Genomic DNA, 18676 nt, shown 5'->3' with positions numbered 1-18676 from the left:
CTTGATTCGTTGGCTGGGCGAGTTTGGGTGTGGCGCCTTAAAGGCAGGATCAAAAGATCGCAGCCTTCGGCAGCTCCTACAGGTCGGTGGGGTGTCAGCCACTTTATTGCAGGCGAAAAAAAAAGGCCTTGCTAAGCAAGGCCTTTCTTAATTTTGGTGCCCCGAGGGGGACTCAATATATTATTTAACTGTTTGATTGTAAAATATTAATTTCGCTGTACATGTTTTTGTGTACGTATATCCATACTTTGCACGTTTATAGATTTTCTCAGTAAGGTCGTCGGAGACTATCGTTTTGGCTGCTGTATTTCCGACGAAGTGCATTTTTTTTGCCATGCATACTACAATGGCTTTCCGCTGCTTTAGACGGACCTTTCCCAAAGGCGCCACCTCGCGGATTGGAGGAACGGTACCCTTAGAACCCTAGCGAGTGTTAGTACCATATCGTTACATGTTAACTAGACCTAATTGTGGTGCTCTGATACGCTTAGAGCCTCAGGAGATACCGAAAAATATTGGTGATATAAAATGGAATATTTGACGCATATCCTAACCTTCTTAGTTGGTCTAGGCTCTGGTGTAAGTTTGATGGTTGTTTTTAGTAACAAAGCCTCAAGTCGTAGTCGAATCGAAAAATCCAGTGAGTTTGGAAACTTTTCGACGGAAGATATGCCAGGTAGTGATATCTATAAAAGTATGAAGAGATAGATGTTTTATACGGAGCACCCTGAGGCAAGGCATGTATCATGGTGGTGCGTATATCGCCAGTCATATTCATAGGTTTTTATTTTTAGATGGGCTAGCTTATTAAGTTTAAAAAAATGGCTGGGATCGGCGATTGGTATGGCTGTTTATTTAAGAAGCTAACGAACCGCATTACTATTCTTTTAAGTGGTTACGTGCGTGCTATTAAAGAAAGTCATGTTTCAAGCACTTGGGAAGGAGGTATATTGTTCTGAGAGTTTACTTGTAATGAATTTTGTCTTGGCGTAACCCTGTAGATTTTGCAAAGAAGGAGGTTGGTCAAGTGAATATATATCTTTTGTTAGGTTCGCCTGGGGCAGGGAAAAGCCATTACTGCTCAAGGAATTTTACAAATGTTCAAGTTGTGTCGTGTGATGTGATTCGAGAGTCTATGTTTGGTTCGATACGCTCTTATGAGATTAGACAAAAAGTTTTGCAGGAGATAAAAAATATTGTTTCAGGGAAAGTAGCATTGAGACAAGATGTTGTACTTGATACAACTTACTTTAATGAGCTAGAGGCTCGGTCTTTTCTTTTTGGTTTTGGAGGTAGTGTTAAAGTACATGCCATATACATCGCTACCTCGCTGAGCGATTGTTTGGAACGAAATAAAATGAGGGCGACTGAACGCGTGGTTTCTGATGAAATGGTAGAGATGTTATACGCGCGAATCTCTCCGCCATCCGATGGGGAGAGATTCGAAAGTATAACTATTGTGAATTAATGAACATCCTATACTTCAGTAGGGTCGCATTGGTATATGGGGGCACCATTTACTAGGTAGTGATCTACCTCCTTGGCATACCCTGTGCCATTGCAGCAATAGCAATTCACCGAAACCCTAGGGGTTTCGATTGAGGATTTGAGAAACTCCGGCATCAGTGATGAGCTGGACTCAAGGAGCTTAATTAATCCACGCCATTCAATTTGATCACGCAATGCATCTTTCCGACCATCTCTTTTTGTGAATGATAAATTGGGAATGCCATGGAGTAACGCCATCCTCTCGCGACTACTCAGGGAACGGTATGGGGTTGAAAAATCAGCAAGGTTCTCAGCTTTAAAAAAACTAACAGACTCTCGGATCTTGAATAGAAGTTTTGTTTTGACATAAGGTCTAATGGAGGGTGAATAAAATTCAAGATCGGTACATGCTTTAGCTTCATCACTGATAAACGAATCGTAGTATGTTAGCTTGCCACTCCCGTTACATAGTTTGCAATCATTATAAAATGCATTGAATGTACGTCTCGTTAATGTGCGTGCCCCAACAACTCGCGTATCTACATCGATCAGACGTGTCGAAAGTATTTCCGTTTTGTCATCTTTCCATACTGCGATCCAGCCATTGCCTAAATTATAGGCCAGTTCTGGGTTGTCAGTTTCGATATAGGTTTTCCAAGCGGTATCATAATCAACAAGTTTAGCCGCATTAGTGAGCTTAATAAGCGCATTGTTAACTAGTGCTTTTTGTAGTCCTAGTTTAGCGAGCGACTCAAACCTTTGTTTTATCTGGGTTTTAGATATTGTCGCGGATGTATGTAGTTCAGCGCAAAATGGATTGAAGTAATACGGCGGTTTGCAGGCGGAATCATCGAGGTATTCGAACAGCTTAGCCTTGGTGTTAAAGAACTTTCCGTCGCGCTGAGAAATTAAAGCCCCCTTTTGATAGATAGAAAGCTTCTGAAAGTAACGATCCTCGGAGGTCAGATGCGTGGATTTATCTTTAGAGTAGGTGATAGGTTTCACCTTCATACCGTTCAAAATAGAGCCGTCTGTAGGATAATCGCTAGTAGGCCCCTCGAACACAATTAGCCCTCCCTCATCGCCAACCCCTGGACCCATCTTTATTATATAATCCGCTTGCTGTATTAAAGCGTCGTTGTGCTCAATGACAAGAACGCTATGCCCTTTCCTGGAAAGTCCTTGTAGAACCTCTAATACAAACTGGCAATCATTTTTGCTTAAACCCTTACACGGTTCGTCAAGGATTATCAATAAGTGGTGTTGATTATTCGATATGGACTTTTCACTTGCCCCAAGAAATCTCGCAAGTTTGAGTCGTTGAGATTCGCCGCCACTCAACTCAGTCAAATTACGCCCGAGGTTAAGGTGTCCTAAGCCCAGTTCTATTAATAATGTGCATACCCTATTGATTGCCGGGTGTAGGTCAAGGGGAAGTACACCAGTTGCGGGGAAGTCCAATAGCTCAGCAATATTGAGATTATGAACCATGGCGGACAACGCGAGGCTATTAAACCTAGTACCCCCGCATGATTTACAGGTCTCACCAGCCAGTTCGCCAGAACCTTGGCACTCACTACAAGCCCCATTTGCGCCATTGTAGGTAAAAAAGCTAGAGTCGAGATTTAACGCCTGCGCGACAACCGTTTCCGAGTACAGCTTTCTAAGAATTTCAGATATATCTAGAAACGTAGATACATTTGAGCGCCTACTACCTCTAATATGCTTCTGATCCAATAGTATCGCGGTTGCTATGTTATTAGTCTTTGCGTCTCTGGGGCTCGAAGTTATTCGTGATGTAATTCCTTGCACGAGGCTGCTCTTACCGCTCCCGGAATCTCCTACAATCGCTGTGATCGCGGCTGCAGGGAAGCAGACGTCCTGATTAACAACGTTGTTGAAGCTAATTCGACGAAGAGAAATATACTCTTGAGGTTCCTGTGAGCATTTTTTTCTTGGTTCTAAAGGGGGCAGAACACTATCAACCGTTTCCAAAATATAACCACCATCCAAGCCGGACCCAGGCCCTAGGTGAATACTGAAATCTGATTGAGAAATTACCTGATCCGAATGATCTACTAGTAGAAGTGTATTGCCCAAGGATTGTAGTCTTTTGAGTAAAACAAATAATTTTTTTATGTCGTTCGAGCTTAAGCTTGCTGACGGCTCATCAATGACTATCAGTAGGTCGGACACCTTCGCCGTTATCGCTTCAATTAGCTTGATCCTTTGCATTTCTCCTCCGCTTAGTGTGGTAGTGCTTCTGTTCAACACTAAGTGTCCAAGCGAGAGATCTTGCGCTGCGCTTAAAATAACGGAAGATTCAGGGTCTCGTATTGACGAAAATGCTTCGTCAATTGTTAGCGAAAGAATATCTGCGACGCTCCTACCATTTAGCTTTACGGCTCGAGCCTTTTGACTAAAACCTGATCCGCCGCATTCATCACAAAGAGAAGTGATTATAAGCTCAGGATCTGTCGCCGTATTTTCCAAACTGGAGAGCTTGTTAATTAAAGTTTTTTGAATCTCAAGTTTGACCGAAGGCGGGAAACTCTCATATGTCGTCGAGACTTTTCCTCCGCCGTCCTGAATTATTCTTTTTAATTTAGATTTGTAAAGGTTGATGGGGGTATATTTTTGTCCGTCAAACTGCAGATTCAGGAACCCTTCGGCAAGGTTATTTTTAGGATAGAATAAATCTTTCTCGTTCAATCTTACAGTGGATCCACTACCACCGCACAAATTGCAGCATCCATTTCGATCGCTTAGTTTTGATCTGGTAAATAAAGATAGTGACTTTTTTTGGTATTCTGTCATGCAGTGCTGACAAAAAGTCTGATAAGAAAAATCAAATGTGCTTTCGCTATTGCGCAATATAAAAATACTTTCCTGTGGTATTTTTAAACTCTCCAGTTGATCCAGAGAGTCAGCCTCAACCTTTATTTTTGAATTGCTATCAAGATTAAGGGTTTCCATATCCTTAGTTCTGTATTTTTTTTTGCTGCCATCTACTTCAAAATATCTAAATCCGTTAGATGTCATGAATTCGATCAGTTTTTCTACGCGAGAGGATATTTTGCTGGATACATAAAAATAAATACTATAGTTTCCATCGGGTATTGCGGTGACTATAATTTTTTTAATGGTTTCGTAGCTTGGGGTTTCTTCGACAGTCGTCCCGCAGGAACATTGGATAACGCCATATTTAACAAATGAGGTTCTAATGCAGTCGTTAAGTCCCGACGCCGTGGCTACGGTGGATTTTTCGGATTGCAGTAAAGGTTTTTGATCGATAGATAAAACTTTAGGTAGGTTTTTTATCGATAAGAAATTTCCTCTCACCAAATGGTGGTAACGTTTGCCGGTGCCTGATTGTATTTTATGCTGTCGCTCAGCTTCCTGAACAATAAGTTTTTTCGCTAAAGTTGTTTTTCCCGAACCGCTGACGCCGTTTATACAGATGATTGAATTTAGCGGTATCTTGCAACTAAGATTTTTTAGGTTGTTTTCATTGGCATCTATAATTGCAATATCAGCATCGGATTTTGACATTTATTCTACCTTGGGTGCTTTGGCTTCATAAATACAAACAAAGTTTTGTACTGTTCTGAAGATAGTAGTAAGTCAGAAATAGATAAAAACTCAGGATCCGCCTCAAATGAGTATTTCAAGGGGGCTGTGACAGGTAATCGTTTCACTGAAACTCTAAAACCAGCATCATAGAACGATCTGCCAACCTCATCCAATGAATAATCGAATGCTGGATAGTTTTCAGTAGCTCTAATTCTCTCTTTACGCCTCGTGTATGTTGGGTTGTCCACATGGCAGCCGATCGTAGCTAGGTAGTACCCTCCTGGCCTTAAAAGATAATACATTTCCCTGGCATGCTCATCGAGTCGGGGAAGTGTATAAATTACTTCTTGAGAGTAAGCTATATCAATTGTTTCATTCTTACCGTTCCCAAGGTCGCACGAAGCAGTAAAGGATATATTTGGGGCTGAGTGCCTCTTCTTGCATGTCGCTAGCAGGTTTTCATCTTTTTCCACGCCTATAAGTTGTTTTTCCGGTACTAAGAAGTCGAAAAGCTGCAAAAATCCACCTTCCCCAGTCCCAAAGTCCAGCACGTTTAAATATTTATCAGGTGGAATTATTTCAATCGACTCTTTGATGAGCGAGTGCCAAAAAGGGAAGTTTCCGCATTGCTTTAAGTGGCGAGGGATTTTATGGATTTCCATCTTGTGCTCTCGCGAAACTGACCGAAATATGACGAGTATTTCTTGTGCCGTCGGAGTAAAGCTCTATATTGCATGCATCTCTGTCGTGGAGTGTGCACAAATTATCATGGACTAATAGATCGGAATACGACAGTGTGATTTTTTGCTTTATTTTCTGAGCAGCCTGAAGAAAGTCATATATCATTTTTCCCTCTTCAAATGGCTGCTTTTTCTTCATTTCTTGGTAATATCGTCTGATCCTGTCATGATCAAATCTTATTTGATACTCGCCGCTAGACGATTTGTAGAGTATCGGGGAATTGATAATTATAGATTCGCCATCCTTTTCCTCATAGTTAACTCCATGAGAAAACATAGGTACTGGATGGCTGAGCAGCATTTTCAGAAGTTCTGGGGCTTCATATCTAAGCTGTTGGACTAGCTCTCGGACTACTACGATTCCATTTGCAACAGGGTGCAATGGATCTTCATTGGTGACTTGAATAAATCCATACTTTGGTTGCCTGACTTCATCTATGGCTTCATCGTTATGAAGGGTAAGAGGATTAATGGAGCAGGCTGAGTAATGGCAATCGATTTTTATATCCGTTCGTTCGACAACTCCATAAAATAATCCGAAACAGCTGGTAAAAGCCCTCCAGCCTTCATTGCTTAATACGGGAATCCCCCTTATATGAACGTATTTTTCTTGGTGAAGAATTTTTTTCACGGCATCGAAGAAATTAAAAAGCCCAGGCTGATCGTTCAAGGGGGGATGGGTTACATTGGTACCCTCGTGGACCTCCAAGCCCTTTTTTATGAGGGCTCGAAGCTCGCTGGAAAGTATAAGCGTAGGCATCAGCGACAGCTGCTACCGTTGCCGGAACGGCAGCCACACGACGCTGCATGATCTGCTTGGAAACCAAGCTCCGAATGCCCAAAATGCATTTGGAACAGTTTTTTCGTTAAATCAAAACCTTTTTCGAGAACTGTTTCATTCTCTTGTTCTGTAAGGCCGAAATAAGGGTAATGGTGGATGTACTCACCCTTAATGAAGTTACAGTCATTCATGTATTTTCTTGTATCCAGAATATGGATATGCCAGAACTCGTCAATTAGTTCGCTTGGCGCAAAAGAAAGATCTTCATAGAGGGTCTGAAGCGTCAACCACTGCTTGTATAGGGTCAGAGCACCGTTGATTTTATCTTCACGCCAGTCGTATTCCTTTTCTAGTTTGAAGCAAAGCGGAGTAAAGTCTACACGATTGATCCGGTCCAAAATCGTGTCTATCGCTGTCTGGCTTACATAATTGGTTTCTGCAATCTCTGTTTTTATATCGGCCCGCGACGACATTCTAAAATCGTTACCTTTCTCATGGTTGTAAGCTTCGTTCTTGCCTAGGTTCATATGAAACCTCTTATAGGTGAAATGTGGTTTAAGTGAAAATTAACTGCGTTATCACTTGTAGTTAGGTTTTGAAGACCTTTCAGGCGTGTAGGTATAAGCCCAATAAATAATTGGCTTTTCAGGCCATCGCGTTACGGTAGTCACTGAAGGCAATGGTGGTGAATGAAGCTCGCTCCAGTAGGACGGTGGCGCTTTGATAGTATTGGATTGCTCGGAATGGATCCATACCGTCTTCGAAAAATCTGTGTCTAAGTTTTTGGTTCGGCGATACGCAGATCCTGCGCAGCCACTGGCGTGCGCTGGGTCGGGGCGCCATCGCCTAGCAAGCGTGAGACATGCCAAGTCTTCCCTGTGCGTAGAGTGATCAAACCTATGGTTAGCACGTATCAGTAGCGCGTTGATTAGGCGCGGAAGGTCGGCCAAGCTGGCCTTACGCAAACGCATCCCGGTGGCGCGTGCCAACTCGGCGATGACGGCAGCCCGAGGATGCTCTTCGCGAAGGGCTTCAGCGATGCGAATCACTTGGTCACGATCTTGGCCTTGGGGAATTTTTGTGCGGATGGTGGTCCGGTTCAGTCCTAACGCTTCACTTGGCCTCGGCACTTTCACATATTGATCACCGCGAAGCGTGGCCATGGTTCGGTTCACACTGGACAACCGGTTTTGCGCGGTGGTGATGGTAAGCTCGCCATGTTCGACTTGCTGCCGCAGATGCCCGGCGTAGTCCAGGAAAGTCTGCCGATCAATCTACCGTGCATCATTGAAGCCCGACCCATCCTCTGATGGCACCACTGCACGAACGCTTTCCAGCGATCACTGTGCGCTTTGACCGTACCGTAGTGCCCGCCACCAAACATATCCCGCAATGCCTGAGACCCGGCACAAATCAGCAGCCGACCCGATCCCATCTACCCAACAATGGCATTATCAAACTCCTCTTCAAGCCAAACATTTGAAGCTTTTCCCCACGTCATCCCGCCAAGAATGTTGAGTGTTATCAGGGATCGAGGCCCCTGCGACCTGTGAGGGTTGTCCACTAACGCGGGACTGGCGGCTCTTTACGACCGGGAGCTTGGGCATCTCATGATCTGGCCTCCTGAGCACTTCCGAGGAAGTGGGCGGGTGGAGGCTGCACTGGCTGACGACGCCAGCGCCGCGAGATCCTGAGTCAGGTGAAGGCAGTGAAGCGATGACTGGGGCATGTCTGACTGTCAGTCAGGTGCAGTCCATTCCGTGGGCTGCGGCACCATCATCTGCATCGCTGTTGCTGGTGACTTCGGTGTTTGTCACGCCAATTGTCACGAGGGGGAATGCCGCAAAGCCTTGTACGAGGTGGGCTGCAGCAGTGGTAGGAGCGCCCGTCTCTTTCCGGGAGAAAGAGACGGGCGCAGGTTGGCGCACGGGAATGGCCAAGCGGATAGGTTGCTACAGGGCAGCTATGAAAGGGGAAGTTGCCGCAGTGGGCACACTGCTAAAAGTAGGCATCCATCACATCGCTGTGAGCGTGCGAGCCGCCGGACGCTAATCGCACTTTGGGATAACCACCATGGTGTGGCGTAGCCTTAAAGGTTCTGGCTACCTGGGTTGCTGTCAACGACAGCGCTTGCACGATCTTTTCTACGCCTGCGGGTGGGTAGGGTCAAGGCTCGAATTTTCGGGCGTTCTGCGGCTGTGGATGAAATTATCCACCGGTGGAAATCAGTGGTTTTCCACAGTTGCGCGGGCTTTAGATTTTTTAAGTGAGGTCCATCCAAACAGGGCGGCTTTGCAGCCCTGTTTGGATGGACCCGCGAGGAAAGCAAACCACGGAGATCTCACTGACCTGTTAGCGCTAGAATGGACCACGCTCATTTTCCAAAGCACTGATATCGCCACCGACCGCGTTGAACTCGAGAAGCTCCGAAGACTTACGCGACAGAAACTGGTTAACCCGCGTATCAAACTGATCCCGCAGGCTCGCCGTAATCCCGTCCCTGAGCGCATCGAGATAGTCGGCATACCATTGCATCATTATCCGCCGTTGGGTCATATACAGCGCTTGGTTGTACTCGCCAGCAATGCCGCCCTCGACATGCGCCAGTTGGCTTTCCACATGGTCTTTCAACCACCCATGCTCTCGCAGCAAGGTGCTCGCGGTGTGACGAACGCCATGACTGACCATCCGCCCTTTATAGCCAATCTTGGCAAACACCAGATTGATCGTGTTCTCGCTGATGACGGGCCGTTTCTCACCACTCCCCGGAAACAGGTAGCTGCTGCGTCCAGTGCATTGGTGCAGCTTGATCAGCATTGCGATCAGTTGGTGGGGCAGGGGACTGACATAGTCCCGGCGCATCTTCATGCGTTCAGCCGGTATGGTCCACGTCCCTTCTTCAAAATCGATTTCATCCCACGTCGCATACCGAACCATGCCGGGTCGGCTCGCCGTCAGTATTGCCATCCACGAAGCAATCCTTGACGGCAACCGGCTGGTGGTCTTGCTCAGCGCCTGAAGAAATTCCGGCAGCTCGCTTTCACGCAAATGCGGATAGTGCTCAGGGGGAGGCGGCGCCAACGCGATGGCATGAAGTTCTGAAGCCGGATTGTGTTCGCACAATCCCCGCGCAATCGCCTGACTGAAAATCTGCTTGAGCCAGGTCCGAGCCTTGTCTGCCACATTGAACGCCCCGCGCTTTTCGATGCTGGCTTGCAACTTCGCGCAGTCGGCGCGAGTGATGTGCTCCAGCTGCATCTCGCCGAGTGCCGGTAGCAGATCCTTGTCGAGGTAGTCGCGAATCTTCTTTAGCGTCGCATCGCTGCGGCCGGAGTCGGCCTTGAACTGATACCAGTACTCCGTAGCTCGCCTGAAGGTGTTGAGCCCGGCCTCCCGTTGCTGCTGCTTGTCATCCCGCCGCTTGGCGCCAGGGTTGATATCGTCCTTGAGCAGCTTGCGGCATTCGGCAGCCCGTTCGCGAGCCTCCTGCAAGGAGATGCTCGGGTAGACGCCCAATGACATGCGCGCCGCGCGACCATGATACGAATAGCGGAAATGCCAGTACTTGTGGCCGTTCGGCTGGACTAGAAGGGCAAGACCCGAACTATCACTCATCGTGTATTGCTTGTCGGCAGGCTTGGAGGCTTTGACTTGCAAGGCAGTGAGTGGCATGGCTGTACACCTCCGGTTCTCGAACTGGAATCTGTACAGAAAATGTACCAAAAAGAGGCTGGCTTGCAAGAGATGGGGGTGGAACCCCAGAGACCAAAAAGCCCGCAGTTAGCGGGCTCTAGGGGTGTTGCGTAGACGCTGGTAGTCGTCTATGTACTGCAAATGGTGCCCCGAGGGAGACTCGAACTCCCACTTCTTGCGAAAACGGATTTTGAATCCGCCGCGTCTACCAATTCCGCCATCAGGGCTCAATGGCGGCGAAGTATAGAGATGAGATTACCGTCGGTCAATCAGGTACATAGAGAATTTTCACTATTTCGGCTAGACTTCCGGCCCCTGCTAGACGAACCCCATCATGCGCGTTGCTGACTTTACTTTCGAACTCCCTGATTCGCTGATTGCTCGCCACCCTTTGGCCGAGCGTCGCGGTAGTCGCCTGTTGACCCTGGATGGGGTCAGCGGCGCCCTGGCACACCGTCAATTCACTGATTTGCTCGAGCATTTGCGTCCGGGCGATTTGATGGTGTTCAACAATACCCGGGTGATTCCGGCGCGGCTGTTTGGCCAGAAGGCTTCCGGCGGCAAGCTGGAAATTCTGGTGGAGCGGGTGCTCGACAGTCATCGCGTGCTGGCGCATGTGCGGTCCAGCAAGTCGCCCAAGCCCGGTTCGAAGATCCTGATCGACGGCGGCGGCGAGGCAGAAATGCTGGCGCGGCACGATGCGTTGTTCGAGCTGGGCTTTGCCGAAGAGGTGTTGCCGCTGCTGGATCGCGTCGGGCACATGCCGTTGCCTCCCTATATAGATCGCCCGGACGAAGGTTCGGACCGCGAGCGTTATCAGACCGTGTACGCCGAGCGCCTGGGCGCGGTGGCGGCGCCGACGGCGGGGCTGCATTTCGATCAGCCGCTGATGGAAGCGATTGCGGCCAAGGGCGTCGAGACCGCGTTCGTGACCTTGCACGTCGGTGCGGGCACGTTCCAGCCGGTGCGGGTCGAGAAGCTTGAAGACCACCACATGCACAGCGAATGGCTGGAAGTCGGTCAGGACGTGGTCGATGCCGTTGCCGCTTGCCGTGCGCGCGGCGGTCGGGTGGTGGCGGTGGGGACCACCAGCGTGCGTTCCCTGGAAAGCGCCGCTCGCGATGGCGTGCTCAAGCCGTTCAGTGGCGACACCGACATCTTTATCTTCCCGGGCCGGCCGTTTCATGTGGTCGATGCCCTGGTCACCAACTTCCATTTGCCCGAATCCACGCTGTTGATGCTGGTTTCGGCGTTCGCCGGTTATCCCGAAACCATGGCTGCCTATAAAGCAGCGGTGGAGCATGGTTACCGCTTTTTCAGCTACGGTGATGCGATGTTCATCACGCGTAATCCTGCGCCGACTGCCCCTAAAGAATCGGGCCCTGAGGACACTGTATGAGTCGTATGTCGTTTGAATTGCTGGCCACTGACGGCAAGGCTCGTCGCGGTCGTCTGACTTTCCCGCGCGGCACCGTCGAGACCCCGGCCTTTATGCCGGTGGGCACGTATGGCACCGTCAAGGGCATGTTGCCACGGGATATCACCGCCACCGGCGCGGAAATCATTCTGGGCAACACCTTCCACTTGTGGCTGCGTCCTGGCACTGAAGTGATCAAGAAGCACGGCGACCTGCACGATTTCATGCAGTGGAAAGGCCCGATTCTGACCGACTCCGGCGGTTTTCAGGTATTCAGCCTGGGCGCGATGCGCAAGATCAAGGAGGAGGGCGTGACCTTCGCCTCCCCGGTTGACGGCGCCAAAGTGTTCATGGGCCCGGAAGAGTCGATGCAGGTCCAGCGTGACCTGGGCTCCGACATCGTGATGATTTTCGACGAATGCACCCCGTACCCGGCCGACGAAGACGTCGCTCGTGTGTCGATGGAGCTGTCGTTGCGTTGGGCCCAGCGTTCGAAAAACGCCCATGGCGACAACACGGCGGCGCTGTTCGGCATCGTCCAGGGCGGCATGCACCAGGACCTGCGCATGCGCTCCCTGGAAGGCCTCGACAAGATCGGCTTCGATGGCCTGGCCATTGGCGGTCTGTCGGTGGGCGAGCCCAAGCACGAGATGATCAAGGTGCTGGATTACCTGCCGGGCCTGATGCCGGCTGACAAACCTCGTTACCTTATGGGCGTTGGCAAACCGGAAGATCTGGTTGAGGGTGTGCGCCGCGGTGTGGACATGTTCGATTGCGTGATGCCAACCCGTAATGCCCGCAATGGGCATCTGTTCATTGATACAGGCGTGCTGAAGATCCGTAACGCGTTCCATCGCCATGATGATTCGCCGCTGGATCCGACCTGCGATTGCTACACCTGCCAGAACTTCTCCCGTGCTTATCTGCACCATCTGGACAAGTGCGGCGAAATGCTGGGTAGCATGTTGAATACCATCCACAATTTGCGCCATTACCAGGTGCTTATGGCTGGTTTGCGCGAGGCTATTCAACAGGGTACATTGGCCGCCTTTGTCGATGCCTTCTACGCCAAACGCGGGCTACCTGTTCCGCCTTTGGACTGAGTTTTCTGACCCCAAGATTCAACATTTGCAACTGGAGTGCTAAATGAGCTTTTTTATCTCTAATGCCATGGCCGACGCTGCTGCACCGGCAGCTGCAGGCCCGATGGGTGGCGGCTTCGAGTGGATTTTCCTGGTCGGTTTCCTGGTCATCTTCTACCTGATGATCTGGCGTCCACAGGCCAAGCGCGCCAAAGAACAGAAGAACCTGCTCGGCAGCCTGCAAAAAGGCGACGAAGTTGTGACCACCGGTGGTATCGCCGGCAAGATCACTAAAGTGGCAGACGATTTCGTGGTTCTGGAAGTTTCCGACACCGTGGAAATGAAGTTCCAGAAAGGCGCCATCGCCGCCACGCTGCCAAAAGGCACGCTCAAAGCGATCTAAGTTTCAACTTCTACTCAATCGACGGGGCGCGCAAGGCGCCCCGCGTCATAAGCGGGCGGCGTGATGCTGAACAAATACCCTCTGTGGAAATACATTCTGATCCTGGCGGTGCTGGCGGTCGGTCTGATTTATTCCGCTCCCAATCTTTACCCTGATGACCCGGCCATTCAGGTCAGCGGTGCAAGCACTGCGCTGTTGGTCAATCAGGCTGATCTGGATCGTGTGAGCATGGCGCTCAAGGAATCCGGGATCAACGTCAAGGCAGCCACGCTGTCGGCCAACGGCAAGGGCGGGCTGATTCGCCTGACCAAGGCTGAAGACCAGTTGCCGGCCAAAGACGTTGTGCGCAAGGCATTGGGTGATGACTACGTCGTTGCACTGAACCTGGCACAAACCACCCCGCAATGGCTGCGCAGCCTCGGCGCGCACCCGATGAAGCTGGGTCTGGACTTGTCCGGTGGTGTGCACTTCCTGCTGGAAGTGGACATGGACAAAGCCCTCGACGCACGCTTGAAAGTCTACGAAGGCGACGTCAAGAGTCTGTTGCGTAAAGAGAAACTGCGCTATCGCAGCCTGCCACAACTGGGCGGCGCCATTCAGTTGGGCTTCACTGACGAAGCATCCCGCGAACAGGCCCGTGCGCTGGTCCGCAAGAACTTCAACGATTTCGACATTGTTCCGGCCGACCTCAATGGCCAACCGGTACTGCGTCTGGCGATGACCCCGGCCAAGCTGGCGGAAATCCGTGAATACTCCATCAAGCAGAACTTGACCACGGTACGTAACCGCGTCAACGAGCTGGGTGTTGCCGAGCCGATTGTCCAGCGTCAGGGCGCCAACCGCATCGTGGTTGAGCTGCCGGGCGTGCAGGACACCGCAGAAGCCAAACGTATCCTCGGCAAGACGGCCAACCTTGAGTTCCGTCTGGCTGCAGAGCCAGGTGCTTCGAAAGCCACTTCCGAAACCTTCGAGTTCCGTGAAGGCAAGCGTCCGCCGGCACAGATCGAGCGTGGCCTGATCATCACCGGTGACCAGGTGACTGACGCCAAGGCTGGCTTCGGCGAGCACGGCACGCCAGAAGTGAACATCCGTCTGGATGGCCACGGTGGCGAACTGATGAGCCGCGCAACCCGCAGCAACGTCGGTCGCAGCATGGCGGTGATCTTCATCGAGCAACGTCCTGTCACCACTTACACCAAGCAAGTGGTTGATGGCGTCGAGAAAGACGTCGCAGTGCAAACGTTCAAAGAAGAGAAGAAGATCATCAGCCTGGCGACCATCCAGTCGCCGCTGGGTGCTCAGTTCCGCATCACGGGCCTGAACGGCCAGGGCGAGTCGTCCGAACTGGCGCTGCTGCTGCGTGCCGGTGGTCTGGCTGCACCGATGTACTTCGCTGAAGAGCGCACCATTGGCCCGAGCCTGGGTGCCGACAACATCACCAAGGGTATCGATGCATCGCTGTGGGGCATGCTGTTTGTCTCGCTGTTCATCATCGCCATCTACCGCTTCTTCGGCATCATCGCCACCGTCGCGCTGGGCGTGAACATGGTGCTGCTGCTGGCCCTGATGTCGCTGCTGGGTGCAACACTGACCCTGCCGGGTATCGCCGGTATCGTGCTGACCATGGGTATGGCGGTCGATGCCAACGTACTGATCTTCTCGCGGATTCGTGAAGAGATCGCGGCGGGCATGACGGTACAACGGGCAATCAACGAAGGCTTCGGCCGGGCATTCACCGCGATTCTCGACGCCAACCTGACAACACTGTTGGTCGGCGGGATTCTGTTTGCGATGGGCACCGGTCCCGTCAAGGGCTTCGCAGTGACCATGTCCCTCGGGATCTTTACCTCGATGTTCACGGCCATCATGGTGACCCGCGCGATGGTCAACCTGATCTTCGGCGGTCGTGACTTCAAGAAGTTGTGGATTTAAGGGGCTGCCATGTTACGTACAATCAACTTCATGGGCGTTCGCAACTTTGCGTTCGGCGTCACATTGTTCCTTACGGCGCTGGCCATTTTCAGCGTCTTCCACAAGGGCATGAACTGGGGCCTGGACTTCACCGGCGGTACGCTCATTGAGCTGACCTACGAGCGTCCGGCCGATGTGTCCAAGGTGCGTACCCAGCTCGCTGAGTCGGGTTACCACGAAGCCATCGTGCAGAGCTTTGGCGCGACGACTGACCTGCTGGTGCGTATGCCTGGCGAAGACCCGCAACTGGGTCACCAGGTTGCTGAAGCGCTGCTGAAGGTTGGCGGCGATAACCCGGCGACGGTCAAGCGCGTTGAGTTCGTCGGCCCGCAAGTCGGTGAAGAGCTGCGCGACCAGGGCGGCCTCGGCATGCTGATGGCGCTGGGCGGCATCCTGATCTACCTGGCTTTCCGCTTTCAGTGGAAGTTCGCGGTCGGCGCCATTGTTTCGCTGATTCACGACGTGATCGTGACCATCGGTATCCTGTCGTTCTTCCAGATCACCTTCGATCTGACGGTACTGGCGGCGGTACTGGCGATCATCGGTTACTCGCTCAACGACACCATCGTGGTATTCGACCGGGTTCGTGAGAACTTCCGTGTCCTGCGCAAGGCCAGCCTGATCGAGAACATCAACATCTCGACCACGCAAACCCTGCTGCGGACCATGGCGACGTCGATCTCCACCTTGCTGGCGATCGCGGCGCTGCTGTTCTTCGGGGGCGACAACCTGTTCGGCTTCTCCATCGCCCTGTTTATCGGTGTATTGGCGGGTACTTACTCGTCGATCTACATCGCGAACGTGGTGCTGATCTGGCTGAACCTGAGCAGCGAGGATCTGATCCCTCCTGCGGCGACCGATAAGGAAGTCGACGACCGTCCATAACGGCCATCGCTTCTACGCTGTCTGCCCAAAAAGGCGCGAGTTGAACTCGCGCCTTTTTTTGTGCTCCAAGGCTGGGAGAAGCGCGGACAACGATCCGCATGTGATGGTCAGGAGGTTCATGTGAACAAGTCGTTGCTGGTTGGTGCGGTACTGGGTGCTGTCGGTGTGACTGCCGGGGGCGCTGTTGCCACCTACAGCCTGGTTAAAAGCGGCCCTGAGTATGCGCAAGTATTGGCCGTTGAACCGGTTAAAACACAGATCAAGACTCCACGTGAAGTGTGCAAGGACGTTGCAGTAACCCGTCAGGCGCCGGTCAAGGATCAACACCAGATCCTCGGTACGGTCCTGGGTGCAGTGGGCGGTGGTTTGCTCGGCAACCAGATTGGCGGCGGTAATGGCAAGAAGATCGCGACCGTTGCCGGTGCTGTCGGCGGTGGCTACGCGGGGAACAAGGTCCAGGAAGGTATGCAGAATCGTGATACATACACCACGACCCAGACTCGCTGTAACACCGTGAATGACATCAGCGACAAGGTGGTCGGCTACGACGTCCGTTATTCGCTGGACGGCAAGGAAGGCAAAGTGCGGATGGATCGTGATCCGGGCAATCAGATTCCGGTCGATAAAGAAGGCAAGCTGGTTCTGTCGCAGAACGAACCGGGTCAGTGATGAGCTGATTGCCCCATTCAAAAGGAAGCACCCGTGAGGGTGCTTTTTTTGTGCCCGCTATTTAGAAGTCGCCGCCGCCCCCGTAGGAGCGAAGCTTGCTCGCGAAGGCGTCATACCTGTCGACAATGGCGGTGACTATTAGACCGCCATCGCGAGCAAGCTTTGCCCTGCAGCAGGTCCGGGCAAATCCCAGGCATAAAAAAAGCACCCCGAAGGGTGCTTTTTTTGTGGGCGTTCGCTTAGCGTTTCAGCGAAGCCGGCAGGTGCGGCTGGATCGCCGTCAGAACTGCTTTGAAGCACTTGGTGTTGCCAGCAACAACGTGACCTTTTTCAAGGAAGTCGTGACCGCCGGTGAAGTCGCTCACCAAGCCACCAGCTTCCTGGATCAGCAGGGCGCCTGCAGCCATGTCCCACTCGGACAGGCCCGACTCCCAGAACGCGTCGAAACGACCGGCAGCCACATAGGCCAGGTCCAGGCTCGCCGAACCGGCGCGGCGGATACCGGCGGTCTGGCCAACCAGGGCGCGGAACATGCCCAGGTAGTTGTCGAGGTTGTCCATCTGGTCATCACGGAACGGGAAGCCGGTACCCAGCAGGGCGCCGTCGAGGCTGGTGCGACCGCTGACGCGCAGGCGACGACCGTTCAGTTGAGCGCCGCGACCACGGCTGGCGGTGAATTCTTCCTGGCGAACAGGGTCCAGAACAACAGCGTGTTCCAGGCGACCGCGGTATTTGCAGGCGATGCTCACGGCGAAGTGAGGAATGCCGCGCAGGAAGTTGGTGGTGCCGTCCAGCGGATCGATGATCCACAGGTACTCTTCACCTTCGATGCCGTTGCCGGCGTGCATGCCGGTTTCTTCACCGAGGATCGAGTGGTTTGGGTAAGCCTTGCGCAGCGCGTCGATGATTTTCTGCTCAGCGGCGCGATCCACCTCGGATACGTAATCCTTGGCGTCTTTTTCGTCGACCTTGATGGTATCCAGGCGCTCGATGGAGCGGAAGATCAATTCACTGGCGCTGCGGGCGGCGCGCAGCGCGATATTCAGCATGGGCTGCATGGATGTGTCACCTAAGGTTGTTAAAGAAAGCCGGGCATTCTATCAGAACTTTTCTACAGGTGAAGGTCGGTGTTCGCTTTCATAGCTTAACGGTAGGATGAACTGTAAGATTCTGCTCCCCATTTTGTGTTCGAGAACGCCTCCCGTGCTGCATAACATTCGTGTCGTCCTGGTTAATACCAGCCATCCCGGCAACATCGGCGGGGCTGCGCGTGCCATGAAGAACATGGGCCTGTCGCGGCTGGTGCTGGTCGAACCGCGGTTGTTCCCGCACCACGAGGCCGATGCCCGCGCCTCCGGTGCCGGCGACATCCTTGAAAACGCGCAAGTCGTCGCCACCTTGGAAGATGCCTTGGTCGGCTGCAACCTGGTCCTGGGCACCAGCGCCCGCGACCGGCGCATTCCCTGGCCGCTGCTCGATCCCCGCGAATGCGGTACGAAAGTGGTCGAGGAAGCGGCGCAAGGTGCAGAGATCGCTTTGGTCTTCGGTCGTGAGGATTCCGGCCTGACCAATGAAGAGCTGCAACGATGTCATTATCACGTGCACATCCCATCAGACCCTGAGTTCAGCTCGCTGAACCTTGGGGCAGCGGTGCAGGTGTTGAGTTATGAAGTGCGCATGTCCTGGCTCGCGGCCCAAGGCCAGCCGAGCAAGGTCGAGAAGGATGAAGTGGCGTCCACCAAAAGTGGCGAACTGGCGACCATGGATGAGCTGGAGCGATTCTATGAACACCTGGAGCAAACCCTGGTGGCCATCGAATTCCTCGACCCTGAAAAGCCGCGGCACTTGATGGCGCGCCTGCGTCGGTTGTACGGACGAAGCTCGGTCAGCCGGGCGGAAATGAATATATTGCGTGGCATCCTCACGGAAACCCAGAAAGCGGCCCGTGGCGAGCTTCTTAAGCGGAAGGATTAA

The 18676-nt window shown here is 52.1% G+C and carries 14 protein-coding genes, 1 tRNA gene and 1 pseudogene; 8 read left to right on the top strand and 8 right to left on the bottom strand.

All coding sequences use genetic code 11. The features are described 5' to 3' along the window. The first annotated feature begins 1027 nt into the window (after positions 1-1027). Positions 1028-1468 (top strand): AAA family ATPase, encoded by a 441-nt coding sequence (locus tag FQ192_RS07950; protein ID WP_178129034.1) that lies wholly within the window; start codon positions 1028-1030, stop codon positions 1466-1468. A gap of 8 nt (positions 1469-1476) precedes the next feature. Here the strand turns inward: FQ192_RS07950 and FQ192_RS07945 are convergent, their stop codons facing one another. The 7 genes and pseudogenes from FQ192_RS07945 to FQ192_RS07915 all read right to left on the bottom strand — a co-directional run bounded on the left by FQ192_RS07945 (position 1477) and on the right by FQ192_RS07915 (position 10502). Further along, positions 1477-5040 carry an ATP-binding cassette domain-containing protein gene (locus FQ192_RS07945; RefSeq protein WP_149658091.1) on the bottom strand — a complete coding sequence of 1188 codons (3564 nt, stop codon included), beginning with the start codon at positions 5038-5040 and terminating at the stop codon, positions 1477-1479. Between the two features lie 5 nt (positions 5041-5045). Then, positions 5046-5723 carry a bifunctional 2-polyprenyl-6-hydroxyphenol methylase/3-demethylubiquinol 3-O-methyltransferase UbiG gene (locus FQ192_RS07940; protein ID WP_149658090.1) on the bottom strand — a complete coding sequence of 226 codons (678 nt, stop codon included), beginning with the start codon at positions 5721-5723 and terminating at the stop codon, positions 5046-5048. After that, entirely contained in the window at positions 5710-6561 is an 852-nt protein-coding gene (locus tag FQ192_RS07935; RefSeq protein WP_149658089.1) for a TauD/TfdA family dioxygenase, read from the bottom strand. The genes FQ192_RS07940 and FQ192_RS07935 overlap by 14 nt, the downstream gene beginning before the upstream one ends. Beyond that, the gene (locus FQ192_RS07930) at positions 6561-7109 is read right to left on the bottom strand and encodes a hypothetical protein (RefSeq protein WP_149658088.1); all 549 of its coding nucleotides are present in this window, start codon (positions 7107-7109) and stop codon (positions 6561-6563) included. Before FQ192_RS07930 ends, FQ192_RS07935 begins: the two co-directional genes overlap by 1 nt. Positions 7110-7511: 402 nt before the next feature. Beyond that, a pseudogene (locus FQ192_RS34335) lies at positions 7512-8017 on the bottom strand (integrase); the annotation flags it as partial. Positions 8018-8940: 923 nt separating this feature from the next. Further along, positions 8941-10254: an integrase arm-type DNA-binding domain-containing protein gene (locus tag FQ192_RS07920; RefSeq protein WP_149658087.1), complete on the bottom strand. Its 1314-nt coding sequence runs from the start codon at positions 10252-10254 to the stop codon at positions 8941-8943. Between the two features lie 163 nt (positions 10255-10417). After that, positions 10418-10502 (bottom strand) — tRNA-Leu (locus FQ192_RS07915). A 107-nt stretch (positions 10503-10609) separates the two neighbouring features. Between FQ192_RS07915 and queA the strand changes: the two genes are divergently transcribed. The 6 genes from queA (at position 10610) to FQ192_RS07885 (ending at position 16702) form a co-directional block, all read left to right on the top strand. Next, entirely contained in the window at positions 10610-11674 is a 1065-nt protein-coding gene (queA, locus tag FQ192_RS07910; protein WP_149658086.1) for a tRNA preQ1(34) S-adenosylmethionine ribosyltransferase-isomerase QueA, read from the top strand. Positions 11675-11679: 5 nt separating this feature from the next. Continuing rightward, on the top strand, positions 11680-12795 hold the full coding sequence (gene tgt, locus FQ192_RS07905; protein ID WP_161807656.1) for a tRNA guanosine(34) transglycosylase Tgt: 1116 nt from the start codon (positions 11680-11682) through the stop codon (positions 12793-12795). Between the two features lie 43 nt (positions 12796-12838). Beyond that, complete coding sequence (gene yajC / locus FQ192_RS07900; protein ID WP_003185175.1) at positions 12839-13177, top strand: preprotein translocase subunit YajC; 339 nt, start codon at positions 12839-12841, stop codon at positions 13175-13177. Between the two features lie 63 nt (positions 13178-13240). Beyond that, complete coding sequence (secD, locus tag FQ192_RS07895; protein ID WP_149658085.1) at positions 13241-15109, top strand: protein translocase subunit SecD; 1869 nt, start codon at positions 13241-13243, stop codon at positions 15107-15109. Positions 15110-15118: 9 nt separating this feature from the next. Further along, a complete protein-coding gene (gene secF / locus FQ192_RS07890) occupies positions 15119-16033 on the top strand; it encodes a protein translocase subunit SecF (protein WP_149658084.1) in 915 nt (304 codons plus the stop codon). Between the two features lie 120 nt (positions 16034-16153). Next, positions 16154-16702: a glycine zipper 2TM domain-containing protein gene (locus tag FQ192_RS07885; RefSeq protein ID WP_149658083.1), complete on the top strand. Its 549-nt coding sequence runs from the start codon at positions 16154-16156 to the stop codon at positions 16700-16702. 239 nt (positions 16703-16941) lie between these two features. Here the strand turns inward: FQ192_RS07885 and suhB are convergent, their stop codons facing one another. Beyond that, the gene (suhB, locus tag FQ192_RS07880; RefSeq protein WP_092278434.1) at positions 16942-17760 is read right to left on the bottom strand and encodes an inositol-phosphate phosphatase; all 819 of its coding nucleotides are present in this window, start codon (positions 17758-17760) and stop codon (positions 16942-16944) included. A gap of 145 nt (positions 17761-17905) precedes the next feature. Between suhB and trmJ the strand changes: the two genes are divergently transcribed. Then, a complete protein-coding gene (gene trmJ, locus FQ192_RS07875) occupies positions 17906-18676 on the top strand; it encodes a tRNA (cytosine(32)/uridine(32)-2'-O)-methyltransferase TrmJ (RefSeq protein ID WP_054613614.1) in 771 nt (256 codons plus the stop codon).

This window comes from Pseudomonas sp. ANT_J12 (assembly GCF_008370045.1).
Lineage (GTDB): Bacteria > Pseudomonadota > Gammaproteobacteria > Pseudomonadales > Pseudomonadaceae > Aquipseudomonas.
The sequence above is the reverse complement of the archived record's forward strand: the minus strand, read 5'-3'. Positions and strand labels throughout refer to the sequence as shown.

What these genes read in the sequence shown, in the direction of transcription:
- FQ192_RS07945 (WP_149658091.1), bottom strand. Translation starts at nt 5,040, where the DNA reads ATGTCAAAATCCGATGCTGATATTGCAATTATAGATGCCAATGAAAAC.
- suhB (WP_092278434.1), bottom strand. Translation starts at nt 17,760, where the DNA reads ATGCAGCCCATGCTGAATATCGCGCTGCGCGCCGCCCGCAGCGCCAGT.
- FQ192_RS07940 (WP_149658090.1), bottom strand. Translation starts at nt 5,723, where the DNA reads ATGGAAATCCATAAAATCCCTCGCCACTTAAAGCAATGCGGAAACTTC.
- FQ192_RS07935 (WP_149658089.1), bottom strand. Translation starts at nt 6,561, where the DNA reads ATGCCTACGCTTATACTTTCCAGCGAGCTTCGAGCCCTCATAAAAAAG.
- queA (WP_149658086.1), top strand. Translation starts at nt 10,610, where the DNA reads ATGCGCGTTGCTGACTTTACTTTCGAACTCCCTGATTCGCTGATTGCT.
- secD (WP_149658085.1), top strand. Translation starts at nt 13,241, where the DNA reads ATGCTGAACAAATACCCTCTGTGGAAATACATTCTGATCCTGGCGGTG.
- secF (WP_149658084.1), top strand. Translation starts at nt 15,119, where the DNA reads ATGTTACGTACAATCAACTTCATGGGCGTTCGCAACTTTGCGTTCGGC.
- yajC (WP_003185175.1), top strand. Translation starts at nt 12,839, where the DNA reads ATGAGCTTTTTTATCTCTAATGCCATGGCCGACGCTGCTGCACCGGCA.
- FQ192_RS07930 (WP_149658088.1), bottom strand. Translation starts at nt 7,109, where the DNA reads ATGAACCTAGGCAAGAACGAAGCTTACAACCATGAGAAAGGTAACGAT.
- tgt (WP_161807656.1), top strand. Translation starts at nt 11,680, where the DNA reads ATGTCGTTTGAATTGCTGGCCACTGACGGCAAGGCTCGTCGCGGTCGT.
- FQ192_RS07920 (WP_149658087.1), bottom strand. Translation starts at nt 10,254, where the DNA reads ATGCCACTCACTGCCTTGCAAGTCAAAGCCTCCAAGCCTGCCGACAAG.